This is a genomic window from Caulobacter sp. FG121, assembly GCF_057809815.1.
Map to the genome: position 1 here is coordinate 396925 of NZ_JBMDKR010000001.1, position 22415 is coordinate 419339.

At 68.8% G+C, this 22415-nt stretch carries 32 protein-coding genes; 20 read left to right on the forward strand and 12 right to left on the reverse strand.

Annotated elements, in window-relative coordinates:
• Positions 1-47 precede the first annotated feature (47 nt).
• Together hppD and ACODSL_RS02095 are read right to left on the reverse strand one after the other, a co-directional pair.
• Positions 48-1130 carry a 4-hydroxyphenylpyruvate dioxygenase gene (hppD, locus tag ACODSL_RS02090; RefSeq protein ID WP_488898970.1) on the reverse strand — a complete coding sequence of 361 codons (1083 nt, stop codon included), beginning with the start codon at positions 1128-1130 and terminating at the stop codon, positions 48-50.
• 44 nt (positions 1131-1174) lie between these two features.
• A complete protein-coding gene (locus ACODSL_RS02095) occupies positions 1175-1564 on the reverse strand; it encodes a GFA family protein (RefSeq protein WP_488898971.1) in 390 nt (129 codons plus the stop codon).
• A gap of 62 nt (positions 1565-1626) precedes the next feature.
• Between ACODSL_RS02095 and ACODSL_RS02100 the strand changes: the two genes are divergently transcribed.
• Genes ACODSL_RS02100 through ACODSL_RS02115 form a run of 4 tightly spaced genes read left to right on the forward strand, consistent with a single transcriptional unit; the run spans position 1627 to position 3472 of the window.
• Positions 1627-2223, forward strand: coding sequence for a YqaA family protein (locus ACODSL_RS02100; protein WP_488898972.1), 597 nt, complete (start codon positions 1627-1629; stop codon positions 2221-2223).
• Between the two features lies 1 nt (position 2224).
• Complete coding sequence (locus ACODSL_RS02105; protein ID WP_488898973.1) at positions 2225-2743, forward strand: disulfide bond formation protein B; 519 nt, start codon at positions 2225-2227, stop codon at positions 2741-2743.
• Complete coding sequence (locus ACODSL_RS02110; protein ID WP_488898974.1) at positions 2736-3299, forward strand: demethoxyubiquinone hydroxylase family protein; 564 nt, start codon at positions 2736-2738, stop codon at positions 3297-3299. Before ACODSL_RS02105 ends, ACODSL_RS02110 begins: the two co-directional genes overlap by 8 nt.
• 32 nt (positions 3300-3331) lie before the next feature.
• On the forward strand, positions 3332-3472 hold the full coding sequence (locus tag ACODSL_RS02115) for a hypothetical protein (protein ID WP_488898975.1): 141 nt from the start codon (positions 3332-3334) through the stop codon (positions 3470-3472).
• Positions 3473-3582: 110 nt separating this feature from the next.
• Here the strand turns inward: ACODSL_RS02115 and ACODSL_RS02120 are convergent, their stop codons facing one another.
• From ACODSL_RS02120 to ACODSL_RS02135, 4 genes are all read right to left on the reverse strand, one after another.
• Entirely contained in the window at positions 3583-3930 is a 348-nt protein-coding gene (locus ACODSL_RS02120) for a PilZ domain-containing protein (RefSeq protein WP_488898976.1), read from the reverse strand.
• Positions 3931-3955: 25 nt separating this feature from the next.
• On the reverse strand, positions 3956-4114 hold the full coding sequence (locus ACODSL_RS02125; protein WP_488898977.1) for a hypothetical protein: 159 nt from the start codon (positions 4112-4114) through the stop codon (positions 3956-3958).
• A 59-nt stretch (positions 4115-4173) separates the two neighbouring features.
• Positions 4174-4341, reverse strand: a complete 168-nt coding sequence (locus tag ACODSL_RS02130) for a hypothetical protein (RefSeq protein ID WP_488898978.1) — start codon at positions 4339-4341, stop codon at positions 4174-4176.
• 215 nt (positions 4342-4556) lie between these two features.
• Entirely contained in the window at positions 4557-5141 is a 585-nt protein-coding gene (locus ACODSL_RS02135; RefSeq protein ID WP_488899720.1) for an HNH endonuclease, read from the reverse strand.
• Between the two features lie 556 nt (positions 5142-5697).
• Here ACODSL_RS02135 and ACODSL_RS02140 point away from each other — a divergent pair.
• The 4 genes from ACODSL_RS02140 (at position 5698) to ACODSL_RS02155 (ending at position 8662) form a co-directional block, all read left to right on the forward strand.
• A complete protein-coding gene (locus tag ACODSL_RS02140; protein ID WP_488899721.1) occupies positions 5698-6333 on the forward strand; it encodes a TetR/AcrR family transcriptional regulator in 636 nt (211 codons plus the stop codon).
• A gap of 121 nt (positions 6334-6454) precedes the next feature.
• Positions 6455-6877 carry a CBS domain-containing protein gene (locus ACODSL_RS02145; RefSeq protein ID WP_488898979.1) on the forward strand — a complete coding sequence of 141 codons (423 nt, stop codon included), beginning with the start codon at positions 6455-6457 and terminating at the stop codon, positions 6875-6877.
• A gap of 37 nt (positions 6878-6914) precedes the next feature.
• Positions 6915-7775 (forward strand): tRNA glutamyl-Q(34) synthetase GluQRS, encoded by an 861-nt coding sequence (gluQRS, locus tag ACODSL_RS02150; protein ID WP_488898980.1) that lies wholly within the window; start codon positions 6915-6917, stop codon positions 7773-7775.
• The gene (locus tag ACODSL_RS02155) at positions 7772-8662 is read left to right on the forward strand and encodes a DMT family transporter (protein WP_488898981.1); all 891 of its coding nucleotides are present in this window, start codon (positions 7772-7774) and stop codon (positions 8660-8662) included. The genes gluQRS and ACODSL_RS02155 overlap by 4 nt, the downstream gene beginning before the upstream one ends.
• On the opposite strand, the gene ACODSL_RS02160 is transcribed toward ACODSL_RS02155, so the two are convergent.
• Both ACODSL_RS02160 and ACODSL_RS02165 read right to left on the reverse strand, forming a co-directional pair.
• Entirely contained in the window at positions 8647-9378 is a 732-nt protein-coding gene (locus tag ACODSL_RS02160; protein WP_488898982.1) for a GNAT family N-acetyltransferase, read from the reverse strand. The genes ACODSL_RS02155 and ACODSL_RS02160 overlap by 16 nt on opposite strands.
• A gap of 153 nt (positions 9379-9531) precedes the next feature.
• Positions 9532-10146 carry a TlpA family protein disulfide reductase gene (locus tag ACODSL_RS02165; RefSeq protein ID WP_488898983.1) on the reverse strand — a complete coding sequence of 205 codons (615 nt, stop codon included), beginning with the start codon at positions 10144-10146 and terminating at the stop codon, positions 9532-9534.
• Here ACODSL_RS02165 and argH point away from each other — a divergent pair, their 5' ends adjacent.
• Genes argH through lysA form a run of 3 tightly spaced genes read left to right on the forward strand, consistent with a single transcriptional unit; the run spans position 10147 to position 13034 of the window.
• Positions 10147-11556 (forward strand): argininosuccinate lyase, encoded by a 1410-nt coding sequence (gene argH / locus ACODSL_RS02170; RefSeq protein WP_488898984.1) that lies wholly within the window; start codon positions 10147-10149, stop codon positions 11554-11556.
• Positions 11553-11750, forward strand: coding sequence for a hypothetical protein (locus ACODSL_RS02175; RefSeq protein ID WP_488898985.1), 198 nt, complete (start codon positions 11553-11555; stop codon positions 11748-11750). The genes argH and ACODSL_RS02175 overlap by 4 nt, the downstream gene beginning before the upstream one ends.
• Before the next feature lie 12 nt (positions 11751-11762).
• Positions 11763-13034: a diaminopimelate decarboxylase gene (gene lysA, locus ACODSL_RS02180; RefSeq protein ID WP_488898986.1), complete on the forward strand. Its 1272-nt coding sequence runs from the start codon at positions 11763-11765 to the stop codon at positions 13032-13034.
• A 79-nt stretch (positions 13035-13113) separates the two neighbouring features.
• Here lysA and ACODSL_RS02185 read toward each other — a convergent pair whose 3' ends face one another.
• Positions 13114-13962 (reverse strand): enoyl-CoA hydratase-related protein, encoded by an 849-nt coding sequence (locus ACODSL_RS02185; RefSeq protein WP_488898987.1) that lies wholly within the window; start codon positions 13960-13962, stop codon positions 13114-13116.
• Between the two features lie 172 nt (positions 13963-14134).
• Between ACODSL_RS02185 and ACODSL_RS02190 the strand changes: the two genes are divergently transcribed.
• Both ACODSL_RS02190 and ACODSL_RS02195 read left to right on the forward strand, forming a co-directional pair.
• The gene (locus ACODSL_RS02190) at positions 14135-14554 is read left to right on the forward strand and encodes a hypothetical protein (RefSeq protein ID WP_488898988.1); all 420 of its coding nucleotides are present in this window, start codon (positions 14135-14137) and stop codon (positions 14552-14554) included.
• A gap of 2 nt (positions 14555-14556) precedes the next feature.
• Positions 14557-14772, forward strand: coding sequence for a helix-turn-helix transcriptional regulator (locus ACODSL_RS02195; RefSeq protein ID WP_488898989.1), 216 nt, complete (start codon positions 14557-14559; stop codon positions 14770-14772).
• A gap of 177 nt (positions 14773-14949) precedes the next feature.
• Here the strand turns inward: ACODSL_RS02195 and ACODSL_RS02200 are convergent, their stop codons facing one another.
• Both ACODSL_RS02200 and ACODSL_RS02205 read right to left on the reverse strand, forming a co-directional pair.
• Positions 14950-15474, reverse strand: coding sequence for a phosphoribosyltransferase (locus ACODSL_RS02200; RefSeq protein WP_488898990.1), 525 nt, complete (start codon positions 15472-15474; stop codon positions 14950-14952).
• The gene (locus tag ACODSL_RS02205; protein WP_488898991.1) at positions 15474-16343 is read right to left on the reverse strand and encodes an MJ0042-type zinc finger domain-containing protein; all 870 of its coding nucleotides are present in this window, start codon (positions 16341-16343) and stop codon (positions 15474-15476) included. Before ACODSL_RS02205 ends, ACODSL_RS02200 begins: the two co-directional genes overlap by 1 nt.
• Before the next feature lie 54 nt (positions 16344-16397).
• Between ACODSL_RS02205 and ftsE the strand changes: the two genes are divergently transcribed.
• The 5 genes from ftsE (at position 16398) to ACODSL_RS02230 (ending at position 19927) form a co-directional block, all read left to right on the forward strand.
• A complete protein-coding gene (gene ftsE, locus ACODSL_RS02210) occupies positions 16398-17132 on the forward strand; it encodes a cell division ATP-binding protein FtsE (protein WP_488898992.1) in 735 nt (244 codons plus the stop codon).
• Complete coding sequence (locus tag ACODSL_RS02215) at positions 17129-18022, forward strand: cell division protein FtsX (RefSeq protein WP_488898993.1); 894 nt, start codon at positions 17129-17131, stop codon at positions 18020-18022. Before ftsE ends, ACODSL_RS02215 begins: the two co-directional genes overlap by 4 nt.
• Positions 18019-18657, forward strand: a complete 639-nt coding sequence (locus ACODSL_RS02220; protein WP_488898994.1) for a YdcF family protein — start codon at positions 18019-18021, stop codon at positions 18655-18657. Before ACODSL_RS02215 ends, ACODSL_RS02220 begins: the two co-directional genes overlap by 4 nt.
• The gene (locus ACODSL_RS02225) at positions 18654-19367 is read left to right on the forward strand and encodes a lysophospholipid acyltransferase family protein (RefSeq protein ID WP_488898995.1); all 714 of its coding nucleotides are present in this window, start codon (positions 18654-18656) and stop codon (positions 19365-19367) included. The genes ACODSL_RS02220 and ACODSL_RS02225 overlap by 4 nt, the downstream gene beginning before the upstream one ends.
• Before the next feature lie 116 nt (positions 19368-19483).
• The gene (locus tag ACODSL_RS02230) at positions 19484-19927 is read left to right on the forward strand and encodes a DUF2147 domain-containing protein (RefSeq protein WP_488898996.1); all 444 of its coding nucleotides are present in this window, start codon (positions 19484-19486) and stop codon (positions 19925-19927) included.
• On the opposite strand, the gene ACODSL_RS02235 is transcribed toward ACODSL_RS02230, so the two are convergent.
• Positions 19924-20481, reverse strand: a complete 558-nt coding sequence (locus tag ACODSL_RS02235) for a gamma-glutamylcyclotransferase (protein WP_488898997.1) — start codon at positions 20479-20481, stop codon at positions 19924-19926. The two genes, ACODSL_RS02230 and ACODSL_RS02235, sit on opposite strands and share 4 nt — an antisense overlap.
• 28 nt (positions 20482-20509) lie before the next feature.
• On the opposite strand from ACODSL_RS02235, the gene ACODSL_RS02240 reads away from it, so the two are divergent.
• Positions 20510-21460: a DUF2125 domain-containing protein gene (locus ACODSL_RS02240; protein WP_488898998.1), complete on the forward strand. Its 951-nt coding sequence runs from the start codon at positions 20510-20512 to the stop codon at positions 21458-21460.
• A 132-nt stretch (positions 21461-21592) separates the two neighbouring features.
• Positions 21593-22393 carry a chorismate mutase gene (locus ACODSL_RS02245; protein WP_488898999.1) on the forward strand — a complete coding sequence of 267 codons (801 nt, stop codon included), beginning with the start codon at positions 21593-21595 and terminating at the stop codon, positions 22391-22393.
• Positions 22394-22415 lie beyond the last annotated feature (22 nt).

Below are 22415 nucleotides of genomic sequence, written 5' to 3' on the forward strand. Positions count from 1 at the left end.
CCCTCCGGGCGGTCCCCCTCCCCGGCTTCGCGGGGAGGATAGAACCGCTACGCCTTCACCACGCCCCGGCGGATCTGGTCGAGCTCGATGGACTCGAACAGGGCCTTGAAGTTGCCCTCGCCGAAGCCCTCGTTGCCCTTGCGCTGGATGATCTCGAAGAAGATCGGGCCGACCTGGTTCTCGGTGAAGATCTGCAGCAGCAGGCCCTGGCCTTCAGTCGGGGCGCCGTCGAGCAGGATGTGGCTCGCCTTCAGGCGGGCCGTGTCCTCACCGTGGTTCAGCACCCGGCCGTCGAGCAGCTCGTAGTAGCTGTCCGGGGTCACCTGGAACTTCACGCCGCGCGCGCGCAGCGTTTCGACGGTGGCGAAGATGTCGTCCGTCCCGAAGGCCAGGTGCTGGATGCCCTCGCCCTTGTAGTCGCGCAGGAATTCCTCGATCTGGCTCTGCTCGTCCTGGCTCTCGTTGAGCGGGATGCGGATCTTGCCGTCCGGGCTGGTCATCGCCTTGGAGAACAGGCCGGTGACCTTGCCCTCGATATCGAAATAGCGAATCTCGCGGAAATTGAAGACCCGCTCGTAGAATTCCGCCCACTTGGCCATGCCGCCGCGAAAGACGTTGTGGGTCAGGTGGTCGAGATAGGTCAGGCCGACGCTGTTGGCTTCCTCGACGGCCGCCGCGCCTTCGATCGGCAGGAAGTCGACATCGTAGATCTCCTGCGCGCCGTAGCGGTCGACCAGATAGAGGTTGGTGCCGCCGATGCCTTCGATGGCCGGGATGTTCAGCTCCATCGGACCGACCAGACCCTGGACCGGCCTGGCGCCGCGCTCGACGGCCATCTTCAGGGCCTGGGCGGCGTCACGCACACGAAAGGCCATGGCGTTCGCCGACGGGCCGTGAACCTCGCGGAACTCCGCCGGCTGGCCCTCGGGCTCCATGTTGAGGATGAAGTTGATGTCGCCCTGGCGGAAGCGCAGCACGTTCTTGGAGCGGTGCTTCGACACGGCCGTAAAGCCCATCGACTCGAACAGCGCCTTGAGCTTCTCCGGCTCGGGCGAGGTGAACTCGACGAACTCGAAGCCGTCGGTGCCGAGCGGGTTGTCGAACAGGTCGGCCTTGGGTTGGGCGTTCATCGTCAGATCTCCTTCGCGTTCGGGCGCGTTAGTAACAGATGAAACTAAAGTCGGGTAGCCGCCTCGAAGCCGATCCAGGGATGACGGGTCTCGTCGTAGACCGTCCGGACCGGCATCGGGAAAGTCGGGTCGGCGAAGGCCCCGACGGAGACGCAGATGATTTCCGGCCAGGCGTCAGGCAGCCAGTACACCATCCCGCCGCACGTCGGGCAGAAGTGCATCGCGCTCGTGTTTCCGCTCTCGGCGACGCGATGGTAGGCGCTTGATGCGCCACTCACCTCGACCGCTTCGCGCGGGTAGACGGCGACGAGCCCGAAGGCTGACCCGGTCCGCTTCTGGCAGGCCAGACAGCTGCACAAGGAGACCACGTTTGGCTCCCCCGTGCAGGTCGCCGTCAGGCCGCCGCACTGGCAGCTCGCCGTCCGAGTCGTCATTGAGACATCCCTTTTCCATGCAGGCGCGAGACAAGGTTGTCCGTCCCTGATAGCACAGCCGGATGCTGCGCCGACTTTACGACTGGGTGATGGGGCTCGCCGCCTCGCGTCACGCCCCCGCCACGCTGTTCGCGGTCTCGTTCGCCGAGAGCTCGTTCTTTCCCGTTCCGCCGGACGTCATGCTGGCGCCGATGGTGCTCGCCCGGCCGGAAAAGGCCTGGCGCTATGCGGCGCTGTGCACCCTGGCGTCGGTGCTGGGCGGTTGCCTGGGCTACGCCATCGGCTACTTCCTGCAGGACGCGGCGCTCTGGCTGATGAAACTGTCCGGGCACGAAGGCGGCCTGGCCCAGTTCCAGTGCTGGTACGGGAAGTACGGAGTCTGGGTCATCCTGATCAAGGGCCTGACGCCGATTCCCTACAAGCTGGTGACCATCGCCTCGGGCCTCGCCCAGTTCGCCTTCCCCGTATTCCTGGCCGCCTCCGTCGTGACGCGGGGCGCGCGGTTCTTCCTCGTCGCCGGCGTGGTCAAGAAATTCGGGCCGGCCATGCTGCCGATCATCGAACGCCGGCTTGCGCTGATCGCCGGCCTTGCGATCGCCCTGATCGTGATAGGTCTTGTGGCCAGCCACTTCCTCGGAAACGGAACGAGCGCCTGCTGAGATGCCTCCCGCCCTCAAAGCCCTGATCAATCGCATTCTCGAAAACTGGCCACTGGTCGCCGCGCTGTCGTCGGCGTTGATGTTGGCCATCGCCCATGCTTTCGAGACCTTTGGCCATCTCGCTCCCTGCACGCTGTGTCTGAAAGCGCGCGAGGTCTACTGGGTGGCCCTGACCGTCGGCCTGATCGCCGTCGCGGGCCAGATGCTGCTGAAGGACGACCGGGTCCGCCGGCTGGGGAGCCTGGTCCTGGCGTTGATCTTCCTGGTGGGCGTCGCGGTCGCCGTCTATCACGCGGGCGCGGAATGGAAGTTCTGGCCCGGACCCAAGACCTGCGCCTCGGGCGCCATTCCCCATCTGACCAGCCTCGACTCCGTCATGAAGGGCGGCTCGATCAAGGCCCCGGCCTGCGACAAGGCGGCCTGGGTGTTCCTCGGCCTGTCGATGGCCGGCTGGAACGCGCTGGTGTCTCTCAAGCTGCTTGTCTACAGCCTGCTCGCCGTGAGGATGCGTCGTGTCTGATCGCCCGGTTCCCGCCCGTCCCGGCCGTGGCGCCAGCCGCCAGCGTCTGGCCGAGATCCTGCGCGTCGACCACGCCGGCGAACTCGGCGCCGTGCACATCTATCGCGGTCAGCAGGCCGTACTGGGCAAGGCGCGGGGCCATGAGCGGGTCGCCGGCCAACTGGCCGAGATGGAGGGGCACGAGGCCGTGCACCTGGCCCGCTTCGACGCCCTGCTGAACCAGCACAAGGTGCGTCCGACCCTGATGGCGCCGCTGTGGCGCGCGGCGGGCTTCGCGCTCGGCGCCGGCACCGCCCTGATGGGCGACAAGGCCGCCCATGCCTGCACCGAGGCGGTCGAGTCGGTCATCGAAGGTCACTACGCCGGCCAGATCGCCGAGCTTGCCGGACGCGATCCGGACCTGGCGGCCGAACTGTCGAAATTCCGCGACGAGGAACTGTCGCATCGGGACATCGCCCGCGACGAGGGCGCGCACGAGGCGCCCGGCTATCCGGTGCTGGCGGCGCTCATCCGCTTTGGCTGCAAGGCCGCGATCCGGATCAGCGAAAAGGTCTAGGAACTCCGGCGCGGCTCGCGGGTTGGACTCGCATGCCCGATCCTGGAACACCGACCGACCCCGATCCCGCGCCGCCCTATTCGCCGCCGCAGCCGGACAACGACCCCGGTCTGCCCGGCGAGCCGGACCCGGCGCCCGCCTATGATCCGCCCGAGCCTGACACAGTAATGTAGATGCTCCCCATCGGGGGAGCTGTCGGCGCGCAGCGACGACTGAGGGGGTCATCCGAAATCCGGGCGGACCCCCTCCGGCCCTTCGGGCCACCTCCCCCGAGAGGGGAGGATCAGCGAAGCGTCATCTGGCTCCAGATGGCGCGCAGGGCCTTGAGCTGCGTTTCGGTGGTGTCCCGGAGATCGTGACGTTCGCCGAGCGCGAGGCCGATGCGGTTGCCGCGTCGCCAGACGACCTCGACGTCCCAGACCGTGCCTTCCTTGACCTGCACCAGTTGCAGGCGATTGGGGATCAGCTGCGGCGTCGCGGTTTCGATCATCGCGCCGGTATTGCTGATGTTGCGGATCACGCAGTCGATCGTCGTCGTCGCGTCGTCGTTGGCCAGTTTGCCGGCCAGCAGGGCGCGGTGACGCCCGGCGCGGCGACGATCAGGGGCAACAGAAAGGGTCGAGGTACTCATGGCGGAACCTTACCGCCAAAAGGGTTTACAGGCGGTTTGCCAGAACGCCGGATTGTGACTTCGGCATCGCCCGCGCCTCGGCGAGACAGCCCTTGATCGCCTCCCAGCAGCCCGGCAGGCCAAGCGCCCCGACGAAGGCGCCGGCGACGGCAAACGGCAGTCGAATGATCTCGAGAATCTTCATGGGTCACCCCCTGCCCCTGAATGGCCGTCCGTTCACAACGCCGGTGTGACGGTTTGGTTTCAACTCTTCGAATTGAGGTCCGGGCGCGCCGCGAGGAAGGCGGCTTTCTCGGCGGCGGTCAATACCTTGCCGGGCTTGCGACGGGACACCTTCGGGGTCGGCGGCGCATAGGCTTCGGGCGCGCTCGCCGGCTTGAGGTCGGACAGCCGTTTGATGGGGGGCTTCATGGACGCTCCGGGTCGCGAAGCCCGGCCGTCATGGCGCGAGCGGGGACAGTCATCGCAGGTTTCCTGCAATTCCCAAGCCGGAACCGCGTGGATGCTCCCCCACCGGGGGAGCTGGCAGCCCGCAGGGCTGACTGAGTGGGTCACCCGAGACCGGAACGGACCCCCTCCGTCTCGCCTGACGGCGATCCACCTCCCCCGATGGGGGAGGATCCCTTCTACGCCTCCAGTTCGATGTCCCAGTAGAGGAAGTCGAGCCAGCTCTCGTGCAGGAAGCCCGGCGGGAAGCGCCGGCCGTGGTCCTGCAGCTCGTGCATCGAAGGACGGCGCGGCGCGCGGTGCGGGTGCATCTGCGCCTCCTTGGGCGTGCGGCCGCCCTTGGTCAGGTTGCAGCGGGAGCAGGCGGTGACGATGTTTTCCCAGGTCGTGCGGCCGCCGCGCGAACGCGGGATGACGTGGTCGAACGTCAGGTCCGCGCCGGCGCTGCAGTACTGGCAGCTGAAGCTGTCGCGCAGGAACAGGTTGAAACGGGTGAAGGCCGGCGGACGGTCCTGGGCGACATAGGACTTGAGACAGACCACGCTGGGCAGCCGCATCTCGAACGAGGGGCTGTGGACCATCTTGTCGTAGGTGGAGATGACCTCGACCCGGTCGAGGAACACGGCCTTGATGACCTCCTGCCAGGGCCAGAGCGACAGGGGGTAGTAGCTGAGCGGCCGGAAGTCGGCGTTCAGCACCAGGGCGGGAAAACCCGACGGGGGCGCTTTCAGCACCCTGGCCGTGTGCGCCTGAATCCTTTGCATCGTCATCGGGCGCTCCCCGACGACGGGGGAGCCGACAACGGCTGAACTGAATACGCGACCGTCCTGAAGACCCGCCTCGCTTTCCGCGCCTCATCAGGGATCGCCAACATCCCCGAACGCGACTCGCAGGATAGACCCTGTTTTGTGACGGGGCCAAGACGGGCCGGGCGCGAGCCACGAAAAAGGGCCGCTCATCGCGGCCCTTGTCAGGTCGGCCCCGCCGTCCGCCCCGGGGGATCGGGGGGACGTAACGGGATCGAATGGTCGTTGCGGGAATTAGACCCCGACGAAGAGGGTCGCACCGGCCGCGGCGGCGCCGAGGATGAGGAAGAAGGCGACGCTCGAACGGTCGAAGAAGCGCTCGAAGCTGATGAGCTTGGAATTGGTCATGACACACAGTCCTTAAGTTTGGGCCCCTGTTTTGATCGGAGCCCCCCAGTTTGTCCCCTCGGGGGAGCGAGGGGCTGTTCGATCTGAACGATGCTTAAATAGCACCTATCTGAACGCCGTCAAGATGATCTTTACAGCGTTCGGATAGAGATTTAACGTGAGCGCCATGAGAGAAGCTGCAACCGCCGAAGCCCGGCCCTATCACCATGGTGACCTGCGGCGCGCCCTCGTGGACGCCGCGCGCCGGATTCTGGAGAACGAGGGGCCCAGCGCCCTGTCGCTCCGTGCGGTGGCGCGCGAGGCCGGGGTCAGTCCGGCCGCGCCCTATCACCACTTCAAGGACAAGGGCGAACTTCTCGAAGCCGTGGCCCACGTCGGATGGGACGCGCTGGGCGAAGCCATGACCGCCGCCAAGGAACGCACGAGCGAAGTCGGCGCGCGGATGACCGAGATCGGCGTCGCCTATGTGCAGTTCTCGCGGGCGCACCCGGCGTTGTACCGGGTGATGTACGACTGTTCGCGCGACAAGGATGAGCTGCCGGAAGGCATGCAGGACAAGGAAGACAGCGCCTATTGCCAGGTCCGCGAGACCTTCCGCGCGCTGGCCGGGCCGACGGTGGCGGATGTCGACATCGAGCTGGCGACCATCGCCGCCTGGTGCGCCGCCCACGGCCTGGCCGAAATGACCAGCTTCCGCCAGTTCGATCCGCTCAAGGAAGGCCTCGGTGGCGAGGAGGGCTTCCTGCGCGCCGTGCTGGGTCACCTGGGCATGTTCCCGGCGGCACGGGCGAAGGCGGGCTGATCGGGTTCGGTCCCAAAATCCGCTCATCCCGGCCTTCGCCGGGATGAGCGGAAGTGAGAGCGGAACAGCCGCCGCCGCAAGCCGTTGGGTCAGCTGACCCTCAACGGCCGAAAGTTCTCCCATGCTGATCTCCGACGTGATGACCGCCAATCCGCAGGTCGCCAAGCCTTCCGATACCGTGGCCGATGTGGCCCGCCGCATGACCCACCTGGACGCCGGCGCCATTCCGGTGGTCGAGGACGGGCAGATCCGCGGCATCATCACCGACCGCGACATCGTCCTGCGCGTGGTCGGCGAGCAGCGCAGCTTTGACACCCGGGTCGATGAAGTCATGACCACCGAGGTGCAGACCTGCCGTGAGGACGCCTCGATCGCCGACGTCATCTTCCAGATGACCGACAAGCAGGTGCGGCGCATCCTGATCGTCGACGGCGCCGACAAGCTGACCGGCATCGTCTCGCTCGGCGACGTCGCCCAGGAGGCCTCGGCCCGCAAGGCCGGCGCGGTGCTGGAAGACATTTCCGAGGCCCCCGCCAACAACTGACGATGCGAAACGGCGCGCGCCGGTCTACAGACGGCCGGTGAGCGCCTCCTTCGTTACCCGTTTCGCCCCCTCCCCGACCGGCCGGCTGCATCGCGGCCATGCCTATTCGGCGGTGAAGGGCTTCGCCGCCGCCCGGAAGGCCGGCGGGCGATTCCTTGTGCGTATCGAGGACATCGACGCGACCCGGTGTCGGCCCGAGCATGAGGCGGCGATCCTCGATGACCTGGCCTGGCTGGGTCTCGAGTGGGATGAGCCGGTGCGCCGGCAGTCCGAACATCTGGCTGACTATGAGGCCGCCCTGGAGCAGCTGCAGGCGCGCGGCCTGGTCTATCGCTGCTTCAGGACGCGCAAGGACCTGGCCGAGGCCGCCCTGAGCGCGCCGCACGGACATGTCGAGCCGTTCCGCGGCGGCCCGATCCATCCCAATGAGGAAGACCGCTGGCTGTCGGAGCTCAAGCCGTTCGCCTGGCGACTGTCGATCGACGCGGCCCGCGCCGAACTCGGAAGCCTGCGTGGGCTGCGATTCCAGGAAAAGGGCGAGGGACCGGCCGGCGAGCATGGCCGCCTGGAGGCCAAGCCCGAGCTGGCCGGCGATGTCGTCCTCGCGCGCAAGGATGTCGGGGTGGCCTACCATCTGGCCTGCGTCGTCGATGACGCGCTGCAGGGCGTGACCGACGTGGTGCGCGGCGCCGACCTTTTCGAGGCCTGCCATATCCAGCGCCTGCTGCAGGCGCTGCTGGGCCTGCCGACCCCGACCTATCGCCATCACCGGCTGATCCTCGACCCGGCGACCGGCGAGCGGTTCGCCAAACGCAAGGGCGGCGAAACTCTGGGTACGCTGCGCGAGGCCGGGATGACCGGCGCGGCGCTGCGGGCCGAGCTGGGCTTCGACTGGTGACCGAGGCGGCCGCGCCCGTGAAGGCGCCCGTTTCGGCCCTTGTAGCGCTGGTGTTCGGCGCTTGCGCCATCGGCTTCGCGCCGATCTTCGTTCGGATGACCGAAACCGGCCCGGCCGCCGCGGGCTTCTGGCGGCTGTTGCTGGCCCTGCCGCTGCTGGCGGTGCTCGCCTGGCGCAACGAAGGCGGCGCCCTGCGCGCCCTGCCCTCCCGCGCCATGCTGCTGGCCGGGCTGTTCTTCGCCATGGACCTGTCGTTCTGGCACTACGGGGTCAAGCTGACCTCGGTGGCCAACGCCACGGTGCTGACAAACCTGTCGCCGGTGGTGGTCACGACCGTGGCCTGGTTCGCGTTCCGCGAACGCCCTGGCCGCATCTTCCTTGCGGGCCTCGCCCTGGCCATCGCGGGCGCCTGGACCATGGCCGCCGCCGCCGACAAGGGGCAGGCCATCGCCCCGATGCTGGGCGACCTCCTCTCGCTGGCCACGGCGGTCTGGTACGCCCTCTATTTCCTCGCCATGCGCCAGGCGCGGCAGGGCGCGGGCGCGTCACGGGCGATGTTCTGGTCCACTCTGGTGAGCACGCCCGTCCTGCTGGTGGTCGCGTTCGGCATGGGCGAGGACATCATTCCGGCGTCAGGCGCCGGCTGGCTGGCCTGCATCGGCCTGGCCGTCGTGCATGTGGCTGGACAGGGCTCGATCGCCTGGGCGCTGGGCCGGCTTCCGGCCTCGATCGCGTCGGTGGTGGTGCTGGCCCAGCCCGTGGTCGCGGCGGTCGCCGGATGGATTCTGTTCCATGAAGCCCTGACGCCGCTGCAGATGGTCGGCGGGGTGCTGACGCTGGCGGGCGTGGTGATCGCGCAGCGCGCGCCGGTCTACCGACCCCAGTAGCGGTAGCGATAGGCCTCGCGGAAGCCGAAGCCCTCGTAGAGCCTCACGGCAGGGTCGTTGTCGGCCTCGACCTGCAGATAGCCCCGGCTTGCGCCAGCCGCCCGCGCGGTAGCGAACAAGGCGCCCAGGATGTCTCTTGCCAGACCCTTGCGCCGATGGGCCGCCAGCGTGCGCATGCCGAACACCCCGGCCCACTCGCCCTCGATGGCCGTGCCGCCGATAGCCACGGGCGCCCCGTCGATCTCGATCACCGCAAAGCCACGCGGCGACGGAATGCGGTGAAAGGCTCCCATCCGCTCGGCGGCGTCCTCGGAATCGTTCTGGGCGCCGTTGAAGACGGCTTCAAAGCGTTCGTCGGGATGAGCGGTGACCTCGGCCCGGCCGCCCTCGCCGTGCAACGGCCCGATCATCATCAGGGTCTCTGTGCGAGACGTGTATCCGCGCCGGGTCAGCTCGGTCTCCAGCTCAGGCGACAGGCGGTCGACCGGCTTGAACAGCGACGGCAGGCCCGCGGCGGCGTAGCGCGCTTCGACGGCGTCGACGGCGTCGCCGATCGGCAGCCCCGGATCGCCCAGCGGCCAGCAGGCATTCAGCCGCCCGGAGAAGCCGCGATCCGTGTTGACGATCCAGTCGCCGAGTCGACCTCGGCCTGCCGCCGGCCAGGACCGGTCGGCGATGCGTTCGAGGGCGTCAGCGTCGATGCTCTTGTTCAACATACCTCCCGTCATCGTCGGACTTGTTCCGACGACCCATGAACACCGATCTCAAGCCGGAGCGCGCGTTCAGCGCCCTGCCCCACCCGGCAAACAGTCCACGCATGGATCGTCGGAACAAGTCCGACGATGACGGATGGGGGGGAGCAGTCCCCCCTACTCCTTCAGCAGCGCCTCGATCAGCGCCCGGGATTCCTTGCCGTTCCAGTCGGCGCCGCCGCTGAGGCGGGCGCGTTCGCGGCCCTGTTTGTCGAAGATGATCGTCGTCGGGAAGCCCGCCGCCGTGGGCTTGAGGCCGAAAGCGAACTTGTAGCCGGGGTCGCGATAGAGCTTGAGCGGGGCGTTCTTCGCGATGTCGTCCTTCGCCAGGTTCAGGTCGGCATCGCGGTCGACGCTGATGGCCACGACCTGCACCGGCTGGGTCTGGTAGGCGGCCGCCAGCTTGGCCAGCGTCGGCATTTCCAGGCGGCACGGGGCGCACCAGGTTGCCCACAGGTTGACCACCACGATCTGGCCCTTGAAGTCGGCGAGGGTCATGGCCTTTCCCGTCGCGTCGGTGAACCCGGCCGTAGGCGGCGCGGTCGGCGCGGAGGGCACCACCAGCTTGACGAGCTCGCCCCTGGCGAACTGTCGCAAGTCCGCCTCGCTCTTGGGTTTGATGGAGGCGCTGACGATGACGTATAGAACCGCCGCGACGCCGATCAGGGCGGCGCCCCGGATGGCCCACTTCAACAGGTCGGGTCCGGGTTTGGCCGGCTGGACTTCGCTCATATGACTGACAAACCCTCGAATAAGCCCGGTGAAGGGCAAGCCATGTGGGGCGGTCGGTTCTCGGCCAGCCCCAATGCCCTGATGCAGGCGATCAACGTCTCCATCGGCTTCGACAAGCGCCTCGCGAGCCAGGACATCGCCGGATCGCAGGCCCATGCCGCTATGCTGGCGAAGACGGGGGTCATATCTAGCGAGGCCGCCGCCGAAATCCAGCGCGGGCTTTCGGCGATCGCCGCAGAGATGGAGGCCGGGACCTTCCCGTTCCGGGACGAGTTCGAGGACATCCACATGAATGTGGAGGCGCGGCTGCGCGAGCTGATCGGCCCGGTGGCCGGCCGGTTGCACACCGCCCGCTCGCGCAACGACCAGGTGGCGCTCGATTTCCGCCTCTGGGTGCGCGAAGCCTGCGACCGTTCGGCCGCCCAGCTGGAGGGGCTGCAAGCCGCCCTGATCGCCAAGGCCGAAGCGCATACCGACACGCTGATGCCCGGCTTCACCCACCTGCAGCCGGCCCAGCCGGTGACGCTGGGCCACCATCTGATGGCCTATGTCGAGATGTTCGGCCGCGACGCCTCGCGGTTCCGCGACGCGCGGGCGCGGATGAACGAATGCCCGCTGGGGGCGGCGGCGCTGGCCGGCTCGCCCTTCCCCATCGACCGCCAGATGACCGCGAAGGCGCTCGGTTTCGACCGACCCACGGCCAACTCGCTGGACAGCGTCTCGGCCCGCGACTTCGCGCTGGAGGCCTTGTCCGCCGCCAGCATCGCCGCCACGCACCTGTCGCGGCTGGCCGAGGAGATCGTGCTGTGGATGACGCCGCAGTTCGGCTTCATCCGGCTGAGCGACGCCTTCACCACCGGCAGCTCGATCATGCCGCAAAAGAAGAACCCCGACGCGGCCGAGCTGATCCGGGCCAAGGTCGGGCGGATCCTCGGCTCGCTGACCAGCCTGACGGTAGTCATGAAGGGGCTGCCGCTGGCCTATTCCAAGGACATGCAGGAGGACAAGGTCCCGACCTTCGAGGCGTTCGACGCGCTGGAGCTGAGCCTGCTGGCGATGACCGGCATGATCACCGACCTGGAGCCCAATACCGAGCGGATGGCCGCCGCGGCCGGGGCCGGGTTCTCGACGGCCACGGACCTCGCCGACTGGCTGGTGCGGGAGCTCGATCTGCCGTTCCGCGACGCCCACCATGTGACCGGCGCGGCGGTGAAGCGGGCCGAACAGCTGGGCGTCGACCTGGCCGAGCTGCCGCTGGCCGAGCTGCAGGCCCTGAACCAGGGCATCGGCGCGGACGTTTTCAAGGTTCTGACCCCTGCCGCCTCGTCGGCAAGCCGCGTAAGCTATGGCGGAACGGCGCCGGACCAGGTGCGGTCCCAGATCAAGCGCTGGAAGGATGCTCTGAAATGAAAGCCAAGGCCCTGATCCTCATGACGGCCCTCGCGGCCGTGACGCTGGCCGGTTGCGGCCGGCTGGGCGAACTGCAGCCTCCGGGCCCCGGCGGCCCCGCGCCGCGCGCCTCATCCAACGGCACCGTCATGGACCCGGCCATCGACCGGCGCACGCCGACCGAAGCCCCGATCCCGGGCTCCAATCCCAAGTAGACCGGAACGCCTGTGAACCACTTCGAGGTCCGGGGCGGCGAGCTCCATTGCGAGGACACGCCCCTTTCCCGGATCGCCGAGGTCGTGGGCACGCCGGTCTATGTCTATTCCCGCGCCACGCTGGAGCGGCACTACACCGTATTCCGTGAGGCTCTGGTCGACGCCGGCCTGGGCGATCCGCTGGTCGCCTATGCGGTCAAGGCCAACGGCAATGTGTCGGTGCTCCGGACCCTGGGCGATCTCGGGGCCGGGGCGGACACCGTCTCCGAGGGCGAGATCCGCCGGGCGCTGGCGGCGGGCATTCCAGGCGAGCGCATCGTCTTCTCCGGCGTCGGCAAGACCCGCGGCGAGATCGCGTTCGCGCTGAAGGCCGGCGTGTCGGAGATCAACGTCGAGTCCGAGCCGGAGCTGAAGCTGGTGGCGCAGGTGGCCAAAGACCTGGGCCTGCGCGCGCCGATCGTGTTCCGGGTCAATCCGGACGTCGCGGCCGGCGGACACGCCAAGATCGCCACCGGCAAGGCCGAGAACAAGTTCGGCGTGTCGTTCGACGAGGCCGCGCGGCTGTACGCCAACGCCTCCAACAACCCGCACCTCAAGCCGCTCGGCGTGGCCTGCCACATCGGCAGCCAGATCACCGACCTGGCCCCGTTCGAGGCCGCGTTCACGCGCATGCGCGGGCTGGTCGAAGCCCTGCGCGCCGAGGGCATGACCGTCGAGCGGCTCGATCTCGGCGGCGGGCTGGGCGTTCCCTATTTCAACATGCCCGATCCGCCGGGACCGGCCGCCTACGCGGCGATGATCGGGCGCGTGATGGCGGGACTGAAGGACATCCGCTTCGCCTTCGAACCCGGCCGGGTGATCGCCGCCAACGCCGGGGTGCTGCTTGCCAGCGTCACGCACCTTAACGTGCGGCCGGAAGGCCGGCGCTTCCTGGTGCTGGACGCGGCGATGAACGACCTGATCCGGCCGGCGATGTACGACGCCTATCACGAGATCCAGCCGGTGAAGGCGACCGACGCGGCGCCGGTGATCTGCGACGTGGTCGGGCCGGTGTGCGAGACCGGCGACACCTTCACCCGCGACCGCCTGCTGCCGCCGATGGCCGCCGGCGACCTGGTGGCCTTCATGAGCGCCGGCGCCTACGGGGCGGCGATGGCCAGCGAGTACAATTCCCGGCCGCTGGTTCCGGAGGTGCTGGTCGATGGCGCGCGGTTCGCGGTGATCCGCCGCCGGCCGACCTATGACGAGATGCTGGCGGCCGAGACGGCGGGGGACTGGGTTTAGGCGGGGACATGTACCGAAGGTACGTGTCCCCTAAACCGGGCTGCTCGATTGGGGGACACGTACCTGCGGTACATGTCCCCTATTCCCACCACGGCCAGGGCGGCGGCATGTCGGTCGAGACCTTGCCCGGGAAGGCCGGCTTGCGCTTTTCGAGGAACGCCGAGACGCCTTCGCGGACGTCCGCGCTCGCGCCCATGGCCATGGCCAGCGGACCGTCTACGGCCAGCACCTTCAGGGGATCCGGCTCTTCGGCGAATCGCTGGAACAGGGCGCGGGTGATGGCGATCGAGACCGGGGCGGTTTCCTCGACGATCTCGCGGGCGATCTCGCGGGCGCGGTCGAGCAGGACTTCGGGCTCGACCACCTCGCTGACCAGGCCGCCGGCGAGGGCCTCGTCGGGGCCGAACACCCTGCCCGAGTAGCACCAGCGCAGGGCCTGGGGCAGGCCGACGATGCGTGGCAGGAAGGATGCGGCGCCGGCTTCGGGCGCGAGACCCCGACGGGCGAAGACGAAGCCGATCTTGGCCTTCGTCGAGGCGATGCGGATGTCCATCGGCAGGGTCATGGTGATGCCCACCCCGACCGCCCCGCCGTTGATCGCGGCGATCGACGGCTTGCGGCAGGTGTAGATGGCCTCGACAAAGCCGCCCTTCGGCGCGCCGGTCTTCGGACGGCCCTCGCCGAACAGTTTCGCGCCGTCGCCGCCGAAGGCGTCCGCCCCGGCCGACATGTCCGCCCCGGCGCAGAATCCGCGGCCCGCTCCGGTGACGATGATCACCCGCACCGCGTCGTCGGCGTCGGCGTCGACGAAGGCCTGCGCCAGTTCGGCGCCCATGCGGGCGGTGTAGGCGTTTAGCGCGTCGGGCCGATTGAGGGTGATGGTCAGGATCCCGTCCCGCAGGTCGGTGGTGATCGCTTCGAAGGCCATGGCCGTCTGCTCCCGGAGGCTTTTCCGGCAGCCTGTCAGGCCACGCGGGGCAGCGGCAAGTATGACGTGGCGGCAGGCTTGCAGCGGCGGGATGAAAAATATTCTGGACTCTGTGTCCAATATTTTCTACACCACGTCGGACATATCCGACATTCCACCTCTGGAGCCCGTCATGCCCTTCCGCGAAAAGTCCGCCTGGATTTCGCTGCTCGCCACCACCGGCGTGTGGGGAACCTATTTCTGGATCCTGTGGCCCGACCTGCAGGACCGGTCGCTGAGCCCCTCGGCCGTGGGCCTGTTCATCGGCGGTGTGGTGGTGCTGACCATCGTGCAGATCATCCTGGCCATCGCCCTGGCTGTCACCTCCGGCAAGGCCGCGAACGCGCCGATGGACGAGCGGGAGCAGTTGATCGACCTCAAGGGCGCCCGCGCCGGATTCTACGCCCTGAATGGCGCGGTGTTCTGCGTATCGGCGTTGTGGATGCTCAAGGTCAGCCCTCTGTTCATGGCCAACGGCATTCTGGCCGCGATGGTGGTAGGCGAAGTGGTCCGGTCGGGCTGGATCATCATCGCCTATCGCCGGGGCGTCTGACCGTGGCCGGCCCTCCGCCGATCCGGAACCAGATCCGCCGCCTGCGGTTCGACCGGGGCGAGATGACCCAGCAGGCGCTCGCCGACGCCATCGGCATGACCCGCCAGACCATCGTCGCCATCGAGCAGGGCAAGTACTCGCCCTCGCTCGAGGCGGCGTTCCGCATTTCGCGGGTGTTCGGGGTGGGGGTCGAAGAGGTGTTTCAGTGGGAGGGGTGAACTGACATTTCTCCCCGGCTTGCCGGGGAGGGGGGCCGCCGGGACGGCGGTGGAGGGGCGGCGCGAACGCAAGCGGCCCCATCCTGAATTCCGGTCATCCCGCCGATGATAGCGCTGCCCCTCCACCATGCTTCGCATGGTCCCCCTCCCCGCTTCGCGGAGAGGATCATCTGGAAGTCAGTCCATCGCCCCGATGTACGGCAACCCGCGCATCGTGCCCGCCACGTCCATGCCGTAGCCGACCAGGAACCGGGCGGGCGCTTCCCAGGCGACGAAGTCGACCTTGAGCGCCCGCTCGGTCGGCCAGGGTTTGCTGGCGAAGACGGCGGTCAGGACCTCGGCGGCGCCGGCGTCCTTGACCAGACGGGCCGCCTCGCTCAGCGACAGGCCGGTGTCGAACACGTCGTCGACGATCAACGCCTTGCGGCCCAGAACCGGGCGCTGCAGGTCCGCGCGGACCTCGCACCGGCCATAGCTGTGGCGCTCGTCACGGTAGGACGACAGCCAAAGGGCGTCGAAATGCACATGGCGACCCCGGCGGGCCAGGGCGCGGGTCAGGTCGGCGGCGAACCACAGGCCGCCGGTCAGAAGGCAGACCATGACCGTTTCGTCGTCGATCCGGGGCGCGATCAGGGCGGCCACCGCCGCGACGCGCTCGGCGACCTCGGCTTCCGAAATCAGGACGGACGGCTGGTCGCTCATCAGTGGCCTTCCTTGGGCAACGCGTAGGGAGAACTGTCGGGCAGCGGATGCGCTTCCGCCGCCGCGACCGGCGCCCCGGCCACGGGTTCGGCCGCGGCCGAGCCCCGAAGCTCCGGCCGCTTCGCCTGCGGTTGATGGGCGACCGGCGCCGCCCGATGGTCGAGATCGAAGTCGACGTCCAGATCGGCGGCGGTCGTCGGCGGGTCGAGCATCATAACGGAGAAATGGCGAACGCCGCCCGCCGGGATCAGGCGGTCGGAAGGCTCCGACGGCGCGGCGATTTTCCGGGCCACGACTTTATGCGCCTTGTTGGAGAGGGAGACGATCAAGGGCGGCGCCGCGACGGCTTCATTGCTGATGTTGCGGATCACGCCGGTCACGGCCAGGGCAGCGTGGCCGTCCACCTTGTCGGCTCGGGCGTGGACCTTTTCGATGGTCAGGCCCAGCCGGTTTACTCGCAGACCCACTCTGGCATAGGCCGCGGCGCTACCTGGCCAGAGCTTGACCACATGAACCCTGAAAACGGCCGCCGTTCCAACCATGGCCATCAGGGCCACGGCCATGCCCGCCCAGACGATGCCGGTGGTCACCGCTTCGCGGACCTTGCGATCGGTGTCGGCCTTCTGGCGGAAGACCTTCGGCAGTTCCTCGCCCGGCAGGGCGCTGACGGGCTGTTCGTCAAAGGCGGGGTCGGGGGTGTTGCGGGCCGTCGCGCCCTCGTGGGCGTCAACGAACAGCTCCAGGGCGGGTTCGCCATGGGCCGTCCAGCGGTTTCCGCAGGACGAGCACTTAACCGTTCGCCCCTCGGGACCGACCTTGTCGTCGGGGACGAAATAGCGGGTAGCGCACTCTGGACAGGTCAGTATCATGCCGGCGAATCGGACGCTCCCGCTCCTCCATTGAGGTCGCCGATTTCGGCTCCCATGTCCAGAAACCGAGACGCCGCACCCACCGGTGAACCGCTCGCCGGCCCCATACTGCGCTTCAACGGCGTAGGGATGCGCTATGGCCGGTCGGCCGAGGTGCTGCGGGACGTCAATTTCGACCTTACGCCGGGGTCGTTCCACTTCCTCACCGGCGCCTCCGGGGCCGGCAAGAGCAGCCTGCTCAAGCTGATCTACCTGGCGGAGCGTCCTTCGCGCGGAACCATCGAGCTGTTCGGTCGCGATGTTGAGGCCGTGGCCCCGTCCAACCGCCCGTTCCTGCGCCGGCGCATCGGCGTGGTGTTCCAGGAATTCAAGCTGCTCGATCACCTGTCGGCGTTCGACAATGTCGCCCTTCCCCTGCGCATCGCCGGAGCCAAGCCTGACGAATACCGCAATGACGTCGCCGAACTATTGGCCTGGGTCGGGCTGAAGGCGCGCATGCACGCCCTGCCCCCGACCCTGTCGGGCGGCGAGAAGCAGCGGCTGGCCATCGCCCGGGCCGTGGTGAACCGCCCCGACATCCTGCTGGCCGACGAACCGACCGGAAACGTCGACGACGCCCACGCCCTGCGCATTCTGAAGCTGTTCGTCGAGCTGAACCGGCTCGGCACGACCGTGCTGATCGCCAGCCATGACGAGGACCTCGTCGCCCGCTCCGGCCAGCCCGTGCTGCATCTGGACAAGGGCCGTCTGCGCGCCTTCGGTCGGGGCGTTGGGATGGCGGGCGCATGAGCGACCTGTTTGACCCGCTACGCTGGAAGCCCGGCCCGCTGTTGCCGCGCCGCGATCCGCAGGACGGCTCGCTGGTGTTCGTGGTCGCGGTGCTGTGCTTCCTCGCCTGCCTGACGGCGCTGGGCGCGCTGGCCGCCAACCGCGCCGCGCATGGCTGGACCAGCCAGCTGACCGGCTCGGCCACCGTGGTGGTGCGCGCCCAGGCGGCCGAGACGCCGGACGCCGCCGCCGGTCGCGCCGCCGAGGCGTTGTCGGGGGTCAAGGGCGTCACCGAAGCCCGCGCGCTGGAGAAGGAAAAGGCGGAAGCCTTGCTGGAGCCCTGGCTCGGCCATGAGGCGCTGCTGGACGACCTGCCTATCCCGCGCCTCGTCGCCGTCGACCTCGACCCAAAGGCCCCGGCCAGCGCCGCGGCGCTGGATCAGGCCCTGAAGGCCGCCGGCCTCGATGCGACCGTCGACGACCACAGTCTCTGGATCGGCGATATCGAGCGGGGCGCCGGGATCGCGCGCTGGTCGGCGCTCGCCGTGTTCCTGCTGATCGCCTCGGCGGCCGGCGCGGTGATCGCCTTCGCCACGCGAGCGGCCATGGCGGCGGACCGGGACACCATCGAGGTGCTGCACCTGTCCGGCGCCCAGCCTGCCTTCGTCATTCGCCTGTTCCAGACACGATTCGCGCAGGCCGCGGCGCTGGCGGGCTTGTTCGGCGCGAGCGGGGCGGCCATCATCGGGGCCCTGGCCAGACTGGCCGGCGGGGGGCAGGGCCTGACGCCGGTGCTGCCGGTGGCCTGGATTGACCTTGTCGCGGTCGTTCCGACGCCGCTGCTGGCCGCCTTGGTCGCCGCCGTCGCCGCCCGGCTGGCCGCGCGCGGACTGATTGGAGAGTTGACGTGAGACGCGTTCTTGCCGCCGTCCTTGTCCTGGCCCTGATCTGGGCCGTCGGCCTCGTCGCGTTCGCCCAGCGGATCGAGCGCTCGACGCCGGCCGACCAGCCGCCAGTGGCCGACGCGGTAGTCGCCCTGACCGGCGCCTCGGACCTGCGCCTGGAAGCGGCGGTGCGGCTGCTCGAACGCGGCAAGGGCCGTCGGCTGCTGATTTCCGGCGTGAACAAGGAGGCCAGCCGCGCCGACCTGCTGGCCGTGACCGGCGCGGTGAAGCCGATCTACGACTGCTGCGTCGACCTCGGCTACGCGGCCGCCGACACCGTCGGCAACGCGGGCGAAATCGCCGAATGGGCGCGCGGCAAGGGCTATGACAGCCTGATCGTGGTGACGTCCGACTACCACATGCCGCGGACCATGCTGCTGTTGCGGGAAGCGATGCCGGGCGCGACCCTGACGCCCTATCCCGTGGTCACCGGCCCCGTCGACGTTCGCCACTGGTGGCGCAAGAGCGGGGATGCGCGGCGGCTGTCCATCGAGTACTGCAAGTTTCTGGCGACCCTGGTCCGCGAAAGCGTGGCCGGCGCCGGCTCCAAATCCTCGAAGACGCCGCCGGCCGGGCCGGCCGCAAAAGGAACCAAGCCTTGATCCTGGTCCGGTCGCTGACCTTCACCGTCGCCTACTACCTTTACTCCCTGCTCGTCGCGCTGTGCATGATCCCGCTGTTCCTCGCGCCGCGGCGCTGGGTGACGCATGTGCTGACCTGGTACGGCGCGGGCACCACGCTGCTGCTGCGGGTGATCTGCAACATCAAGGTCGAGGTTCGCGGCCGTGAGCACCTGCCGAAGGGCGCCGTGCTGATCGCCGGCAAGCATCAATGCATGTTCGACGTCTTCGGCGGCTTCGCCCTGCTCCCGGACGCCTGCTTCGTGACCAAAAAGGAGCTGATGTGGATCCCCTTCCTGGGCTGGTACGCGCGGAAGGGCGGGATGATCGTCGTCGACCGCGAGGGGCATGCCGCCGCGCTCAAGAAACTGGTGCTGGACGCCCGGGACCGGCTGAAGGACGCTCGGCAGCTGGTCATCTTCGCAGAAGGCACGCGCAAGGCGCCGGGTGCCGAGCCTGATTACAAGCCGGGCATCGCCGCGCTGTACCGCGACCTGAACATGCCGGTGACGCCGATGGCGCTGAACACCGGCGTGCACTGGCCGGCCCACGGCGTGCTGCGCTACCCCGGCACCATCGTGTTCGAGTTCCTGCCCGCCATCCCGCCCGGCCTCAAGCGCGGTGAGTTCATGCGCGAGATGGAGACCCGCATCGAGACGGCGTCCAACGCCCTGATCGCTGAGGGGCTCTAGTCGCCCCACGATCGCCGTTTTGGGCCAATACTGGCGCTGAACTGGACCCTCGCTCTCGCGCTGGATACGGACCCTGTCCTATCCTGCTGACACTCCAGACCTGACCGGAAACCCTCATGACCCTGCCCCGGCCCTTCCTCGCCCTCTCCGCCGTCCTGCTGTTGACGGCCGGCGCGGCCTCTTCATCCGTCGCAGCCGGCCCCGGATCGCCCGTCGGCGTCTGGATGACCGGCGACAGCCACGGCCTGGTCGAGGTGTTCAACTGCGGCGGCAAGATCTGCGGCAAGATTCTCACCTCGGACCAGATCAAGGCCGATCCGACGCTGAAGGACACCGAAAACAAGGACCCCACGCTGCGCAACCGGACGCTCAAGGGGCTGGTGATCATGACCGGGTTCTCCGGCGGGCCGCCCCGCTGGTCCGGCGGCGCGATCTATCGGCCGAGCAACGGCGGCGTCTACCAGGGCGCCATCGAGATGACCGACCCCAACACGCTGAAGCTCAAGGGCTGCATCGTCGCGCCCATCTGCGCGTCGCAAACCTGGAAGCGGGCCAGCTAGACCGGCGCCGCCCCTGACGCCTCGCGGGCCTCGACCATGGCCAGCAGGCGATCCATGCCAGCGTCGCGGACGGCTTCCTCGCGCAGGTGGACGACGAGATCGCGCAGGTAGTCGATGTTGCGGCCGGAAAGGCCGGTCGCGCCGTCGATGAGGTCTGCCTGCCGCTCCAGCGTCAGGGCCCCGGCCCATTGCGGATGTTTCGGGTCTGAGAGGAAGACGAGCGTCTCGACCCGGCCGACGCCATCGATTCTGGCCTGTCGCCAGGCCTCGACATAGGTCTCGGTCGGCTGCTCGCGTTCGCGCAGATAGGCGTAGGTTTCCGGCCAGTCCCTGGCCGCGACGCGATAGGCCACGCCCCGGGTCGCGCCGCCGGGGGCCAGGCCGAGCACCAGCCCCGGACGCTCATAGGTGCCGCGATGGTGCACCGAATATATGCAGAAGGCGCGCCGCCGCCCGTGGAGGGTTGCACGTCGGCGGTCTATGAACGGGAACCCGGGGCGCCACATAAGCGATCCGTATCCGAACACCCAGCGGTCCCCTGCCGCGTCGCCCATTCGCTGTCCCTGCAAAGCGTGCCCGCCGATGACCCTGCCCGATCGCCCGCCCGCCCGGAAGTCCTCGCGGATCGGACTTTTTCTGCCCTGGCTGATGGCGCTGCTGCTGATCGGCGGCTGGGGCATCGCCTGGGTCAAGCTGCGCGGTGAGGCGGTGGCCCGAATGGACGCCGCCGTCGCGCAGCTGCGGGCGCGGGGCTATCCGGTGGCGTGGAAGACCCGGACTGTGACCGGCTTTCCCTTCCGGCTCGACGTGACCCTGACCGAGCCGCGCATCGGCGAGCCGTCAGGCTGGGCGCTGGCGATGCCGCTGCTGAAGAGCGAGGCCTATATCTACCGGCTGGACCAGTGGATGATGGTGGCGCCGGAAGGCGTGACGCTGACGCGACCGGACGGCGGCCCCGTGGCCGTGCGGGCAAAGGCCCTGCGCGCGAGCCTCGGCGGGTTCGGGGCGACGCCGCCGAAGCTGTCGATCGAGGGGGTGGACCTGAGTTTCGACACGCCCCCCGGCGCCAGGCCCTACATGATCCAGTCGGCCGACCGACTGGAGCTGCACACCCGGCCGGGTCCCGACGACCAGGGCGGCGTGATGTTCAGGGTCGAGGGCGCGCGGTTGCGGCTGAAGGGCCTGCCCGCGCGGATCGCGCAGGATCGGCCGGTCTCGATGACCTGGGACCTCGTGCTGTCAAAGGTCAGCGGCTTCCATGGAAACAGTTGGCCGTCGGCCGTGCGGCGCTGGCGCGACGGCGGCGGCGTGTTGACCGTGCGCGGCGCGGAACTGCGGGGCGGCGACGCCCTGCTGACCGGCAACGGCGGGCCGCTGCGGGTCGGGCCCGACGGACGGCTGGAAGGCCGGCTCGACGCCCGACTGAAAGACGCGGACGGCGGAGGCCAGAGCTTCGGCGGCCCGGTCGAGCTCCGTGACGGCGAGGCGAAGTTCGGGCCGTTGGGTTTGGGGCCGTCGCCGCGGGTTTTCTGATCTACCGTCTTCCCGGCTCATCGCTGCGCGGCGGCCGGGATTACAATGATGGAATATTCTTGCGCCTCTTGAGGGGTATTGCCCCTTTCGCCGCAATGCCATAGGTCCGCAGGCTCGCTTCGGGGAAGATTTATGGGCGCCGACGCCCCCACACCGCCTCTGACACTGGACGCCATCCGCGCCCGCATCGACGTCCTCGACGGCGAGTTGCTGGCGCTTGTGGGCGAACGGGCGGCGCTGGCCAAGGCCGTGGCCGAGGCCAAGAAGGCGGCGGGCGACGGCGGAAAGTTCGGTCTGCGGCCGGTGCGCGAGGCCCAGATCATGCGGCGGCTGCTGGCCGCGCGTGATCCGGCGGCCAGTCCGGCCCTTGTCGTGCGCATCTGGCGCGAGATCATCGGCGACAGCCTGAGCCAGCAGGGCCAGTTCCACCTGACTGTCTGGGGCGGCAAGCTGGAGAGCCGCGCCGTCGAGCTGGCCCGGCTGCGTTTCGGGGTCGCGCCGAAGCTGTCGCTGGCCGACAAGCCCGAACAGGCGCTGGCCGCCGCCAAGACGCTGGGCGGCGTCGGCGTGCTGGCCCTGACGCCGGACTCCAGCTGGTGGGGCCGGTTGCTGGCCGAGCCGACGTTGAAGGTGTTCGCCACCCTGCCCTGCCTGACCGCCTGGGGCCCGACCGCCGCCCTGGCCGTGGCCCAGGTCGAGGTCGGCCCGTCCGGCGCCGACCAGACCCTGTGGGTCACCGACGCCCCCGACATCGGCAAGACCATCGAGGCGCTGAGCCGCGACGGCGTCGCCGGCGGCCCGCTGGCCCAGCATGGCGGCCTGACCCTCTATGCTCTGGCGGGCTATTATCAGCACGATGACGCCAGGCTGGCCCGCGCGCCGGGGCGGCTGCATGGCGTCATCGGCGCGGCTCCCGAACCCTTCGACCTTTAGGCCTCTTCGTGTAAGAGGCCCG

Excerpts from the sequence above, each read along its gene's own strand:
- ACODSL_RS02200 (WP_488898990.1), bottom strand. The coding sequence starts at position 15,474 with ATGAGCGACCAGCCGTCCGTCCTGATTTCGGAAGCCGAGGTCGCCGAG.
- ftsE (WP_488898992.1), top strand. The coding sequence starts at position 16,398 with ATGTCCAGAAACCGAGACGCCGCACCCACCGGTGAACCGCTCGCCGGC.
- ACODSL_RS02205 (WP_488898991.1), bottom strand. The coding sequence starts at position 16,343 with ATGATACTGACCTGTCCAGAGTGCGCTACCCGCTATTTCGTCCCCGAC.
- ACODSL_RS02230 (WP_488898996.1), top strand. The coding sequence starts at position 19,484 with ATGACCCTGCCCCGGCCCTTCCTCGCCCTCTCCGCCGTCCTGCTGTTG.
- ACODSL_RS02215 (WP_488898993.1), top strand. The coding sequence starts at position 17,129 with ATGAGCGACCTGTTTGACCCGCTACGCTGGAAGCCCGGCCCGCTGTTG.
- ACODSL_RS02115 (WP_488898975.1), top strand. The coding sequence starts at position 3,332 with ATGCCCGATCCTGGAACACCGACCGACCCCGATCCCGCGCCGCCCTAT.
- ACODSL_RS02135 (WP_488899720.1), bottom strand. The coding sequence starts at position 5,141 with ATGCAAAGGATTCAGGCGCACACGGCCAGGGTGCTGAAAGCGCCCCCG.
- ACODSL_RS02120 (WP_488898976.1), bottom strand. The coding sequence starts at position 3,930 with ATGAGTACCTCGACCCTTTCTGTTGCCCCTGATCGTCGCCGCGCCGGG.
- ACODSL_RS02175 (WP_488898985.1), top strand. The coding sequence starts at position 11,553 with ATGAAAGCCAAGGCCCTGATCCTCATGACGGCCCTCGCGGCCGTGACG.
- ACODSL_RS02165 (WP_488898983.1), bottom strand. The coding sequence starts at position 10,146 with ATGAGCGAAGTCCAGCCGGCCAAACCCGGACCCGACCTGTTGAAGTGG.
- ACODSL_RS02185 (WP_488898987.1), bottom strand. The coding sequence starts at position 13,962 with ATGGCCTTCGAAGCGATCACCACCGACCTGCGGGACGGGATCCTGACC.
- ACODSL_RS02145 (WP_488898979.1), top strand. The coding sequence starts at position 6,455 with ATGCTGATCTCCGACGTGATGACCGCCAATCCGCAGGTCGCCAAGCCT.
- ACODSL_RS02130 (WP_488898978.1), bottom strand. The coding sequence starts at position 4,341 with ATGAAGCCCCCCATCAAACGGCTGTCCGACCTCAAGCCGGCGAGCGCG.
- ACODSL_RS02190 (WP_488898988.1), top strand. The coding sequence starts at position 14,135 with ATGCCCTTCCGCGAAAAGTCCGCCTGGATTTCGCTGCTCGCCACCACC.
- ACODSL_RS02105 (WP_488898973.1), top strand. The coding sequence starts at position 2,225 with ATGCCTCCCGCCCTCAAAGCCCTGATCAATCGCATTCTCGAAAACTGG.
- ACODSL_RS02140 (WP_488899721.1), top strand. The coding sequence starts at position 5,698 with ATGAGAGAAGCTGCAACCGCCGAAGCCCGGCCCTATCACCATGGTGAC.
- hppD (WP_488898970.1), bottom strand. The coding sequence starts at position 1,130 with ATGAACGCCCAACCCAAGGCCGACCTGTTCGACAACCCGCTCGGCACC.
- ACODSL_RS02240 (WP_488898998.1), top strand. The coding sequence starts at position 20,510 with ATGACCCTGCCCGATCGCCCGCCCGCCCGGAAGTCCTCGCGGATCGGA.
- ACODSL_RS02095 (WP_488898971.1), bottom strand. The coding sequence starts at position 1,564 with ATGACGACTCGGACGGCGAGCTGCCAGTGCGGCGGCCTGACGGCGACC.
- ACODSL_RS02125 (WP_488898977.1), bottom strand. The coding sequence starts at position 4,114 with ATGAAGATTCTCGAGATCATTCGACTGCCGTTTGCCGTCGCCGGCGCC.
- ACODSL_RS02245 (WP_488898999.1), top strand. The coding sequence starts at position 21,593 with ATGGGCGCCGACGCCCCCACACCGCCTCTGACACTGGACGCCATCCGC.
- argH (WP_488898984.1), top strand. The coding sequence starts at position 10,147 with ATGACTGACAAACCCTCGAATAAGCCCGGTGAAGGGCAAGCCATGTGG.
- ACODSL_RS02235 (WP_488898997.1), bottom strand. The coding sequence starts at position 20,481 with ATGGGCGACGCGGCAGGGGACCGCTGGGTGTTCGGATACGGATCGCTT.
- ACODSL_RS02160 (WP_488898982.1), bottom strand. The coding sequence starts at position 9,378 with ATGTTGAACAAGAGCATCGACGCTGACGCCCTCGAACGCATCGCCGAC.
- ACODSL_RS02100 (WP_488898972.1), top strand. The coding sequence starts at position 1,627 with ATGCTGCGCCGACTTTACGACTGGGTGATGGGGCTCGCCGCCTCGCGT.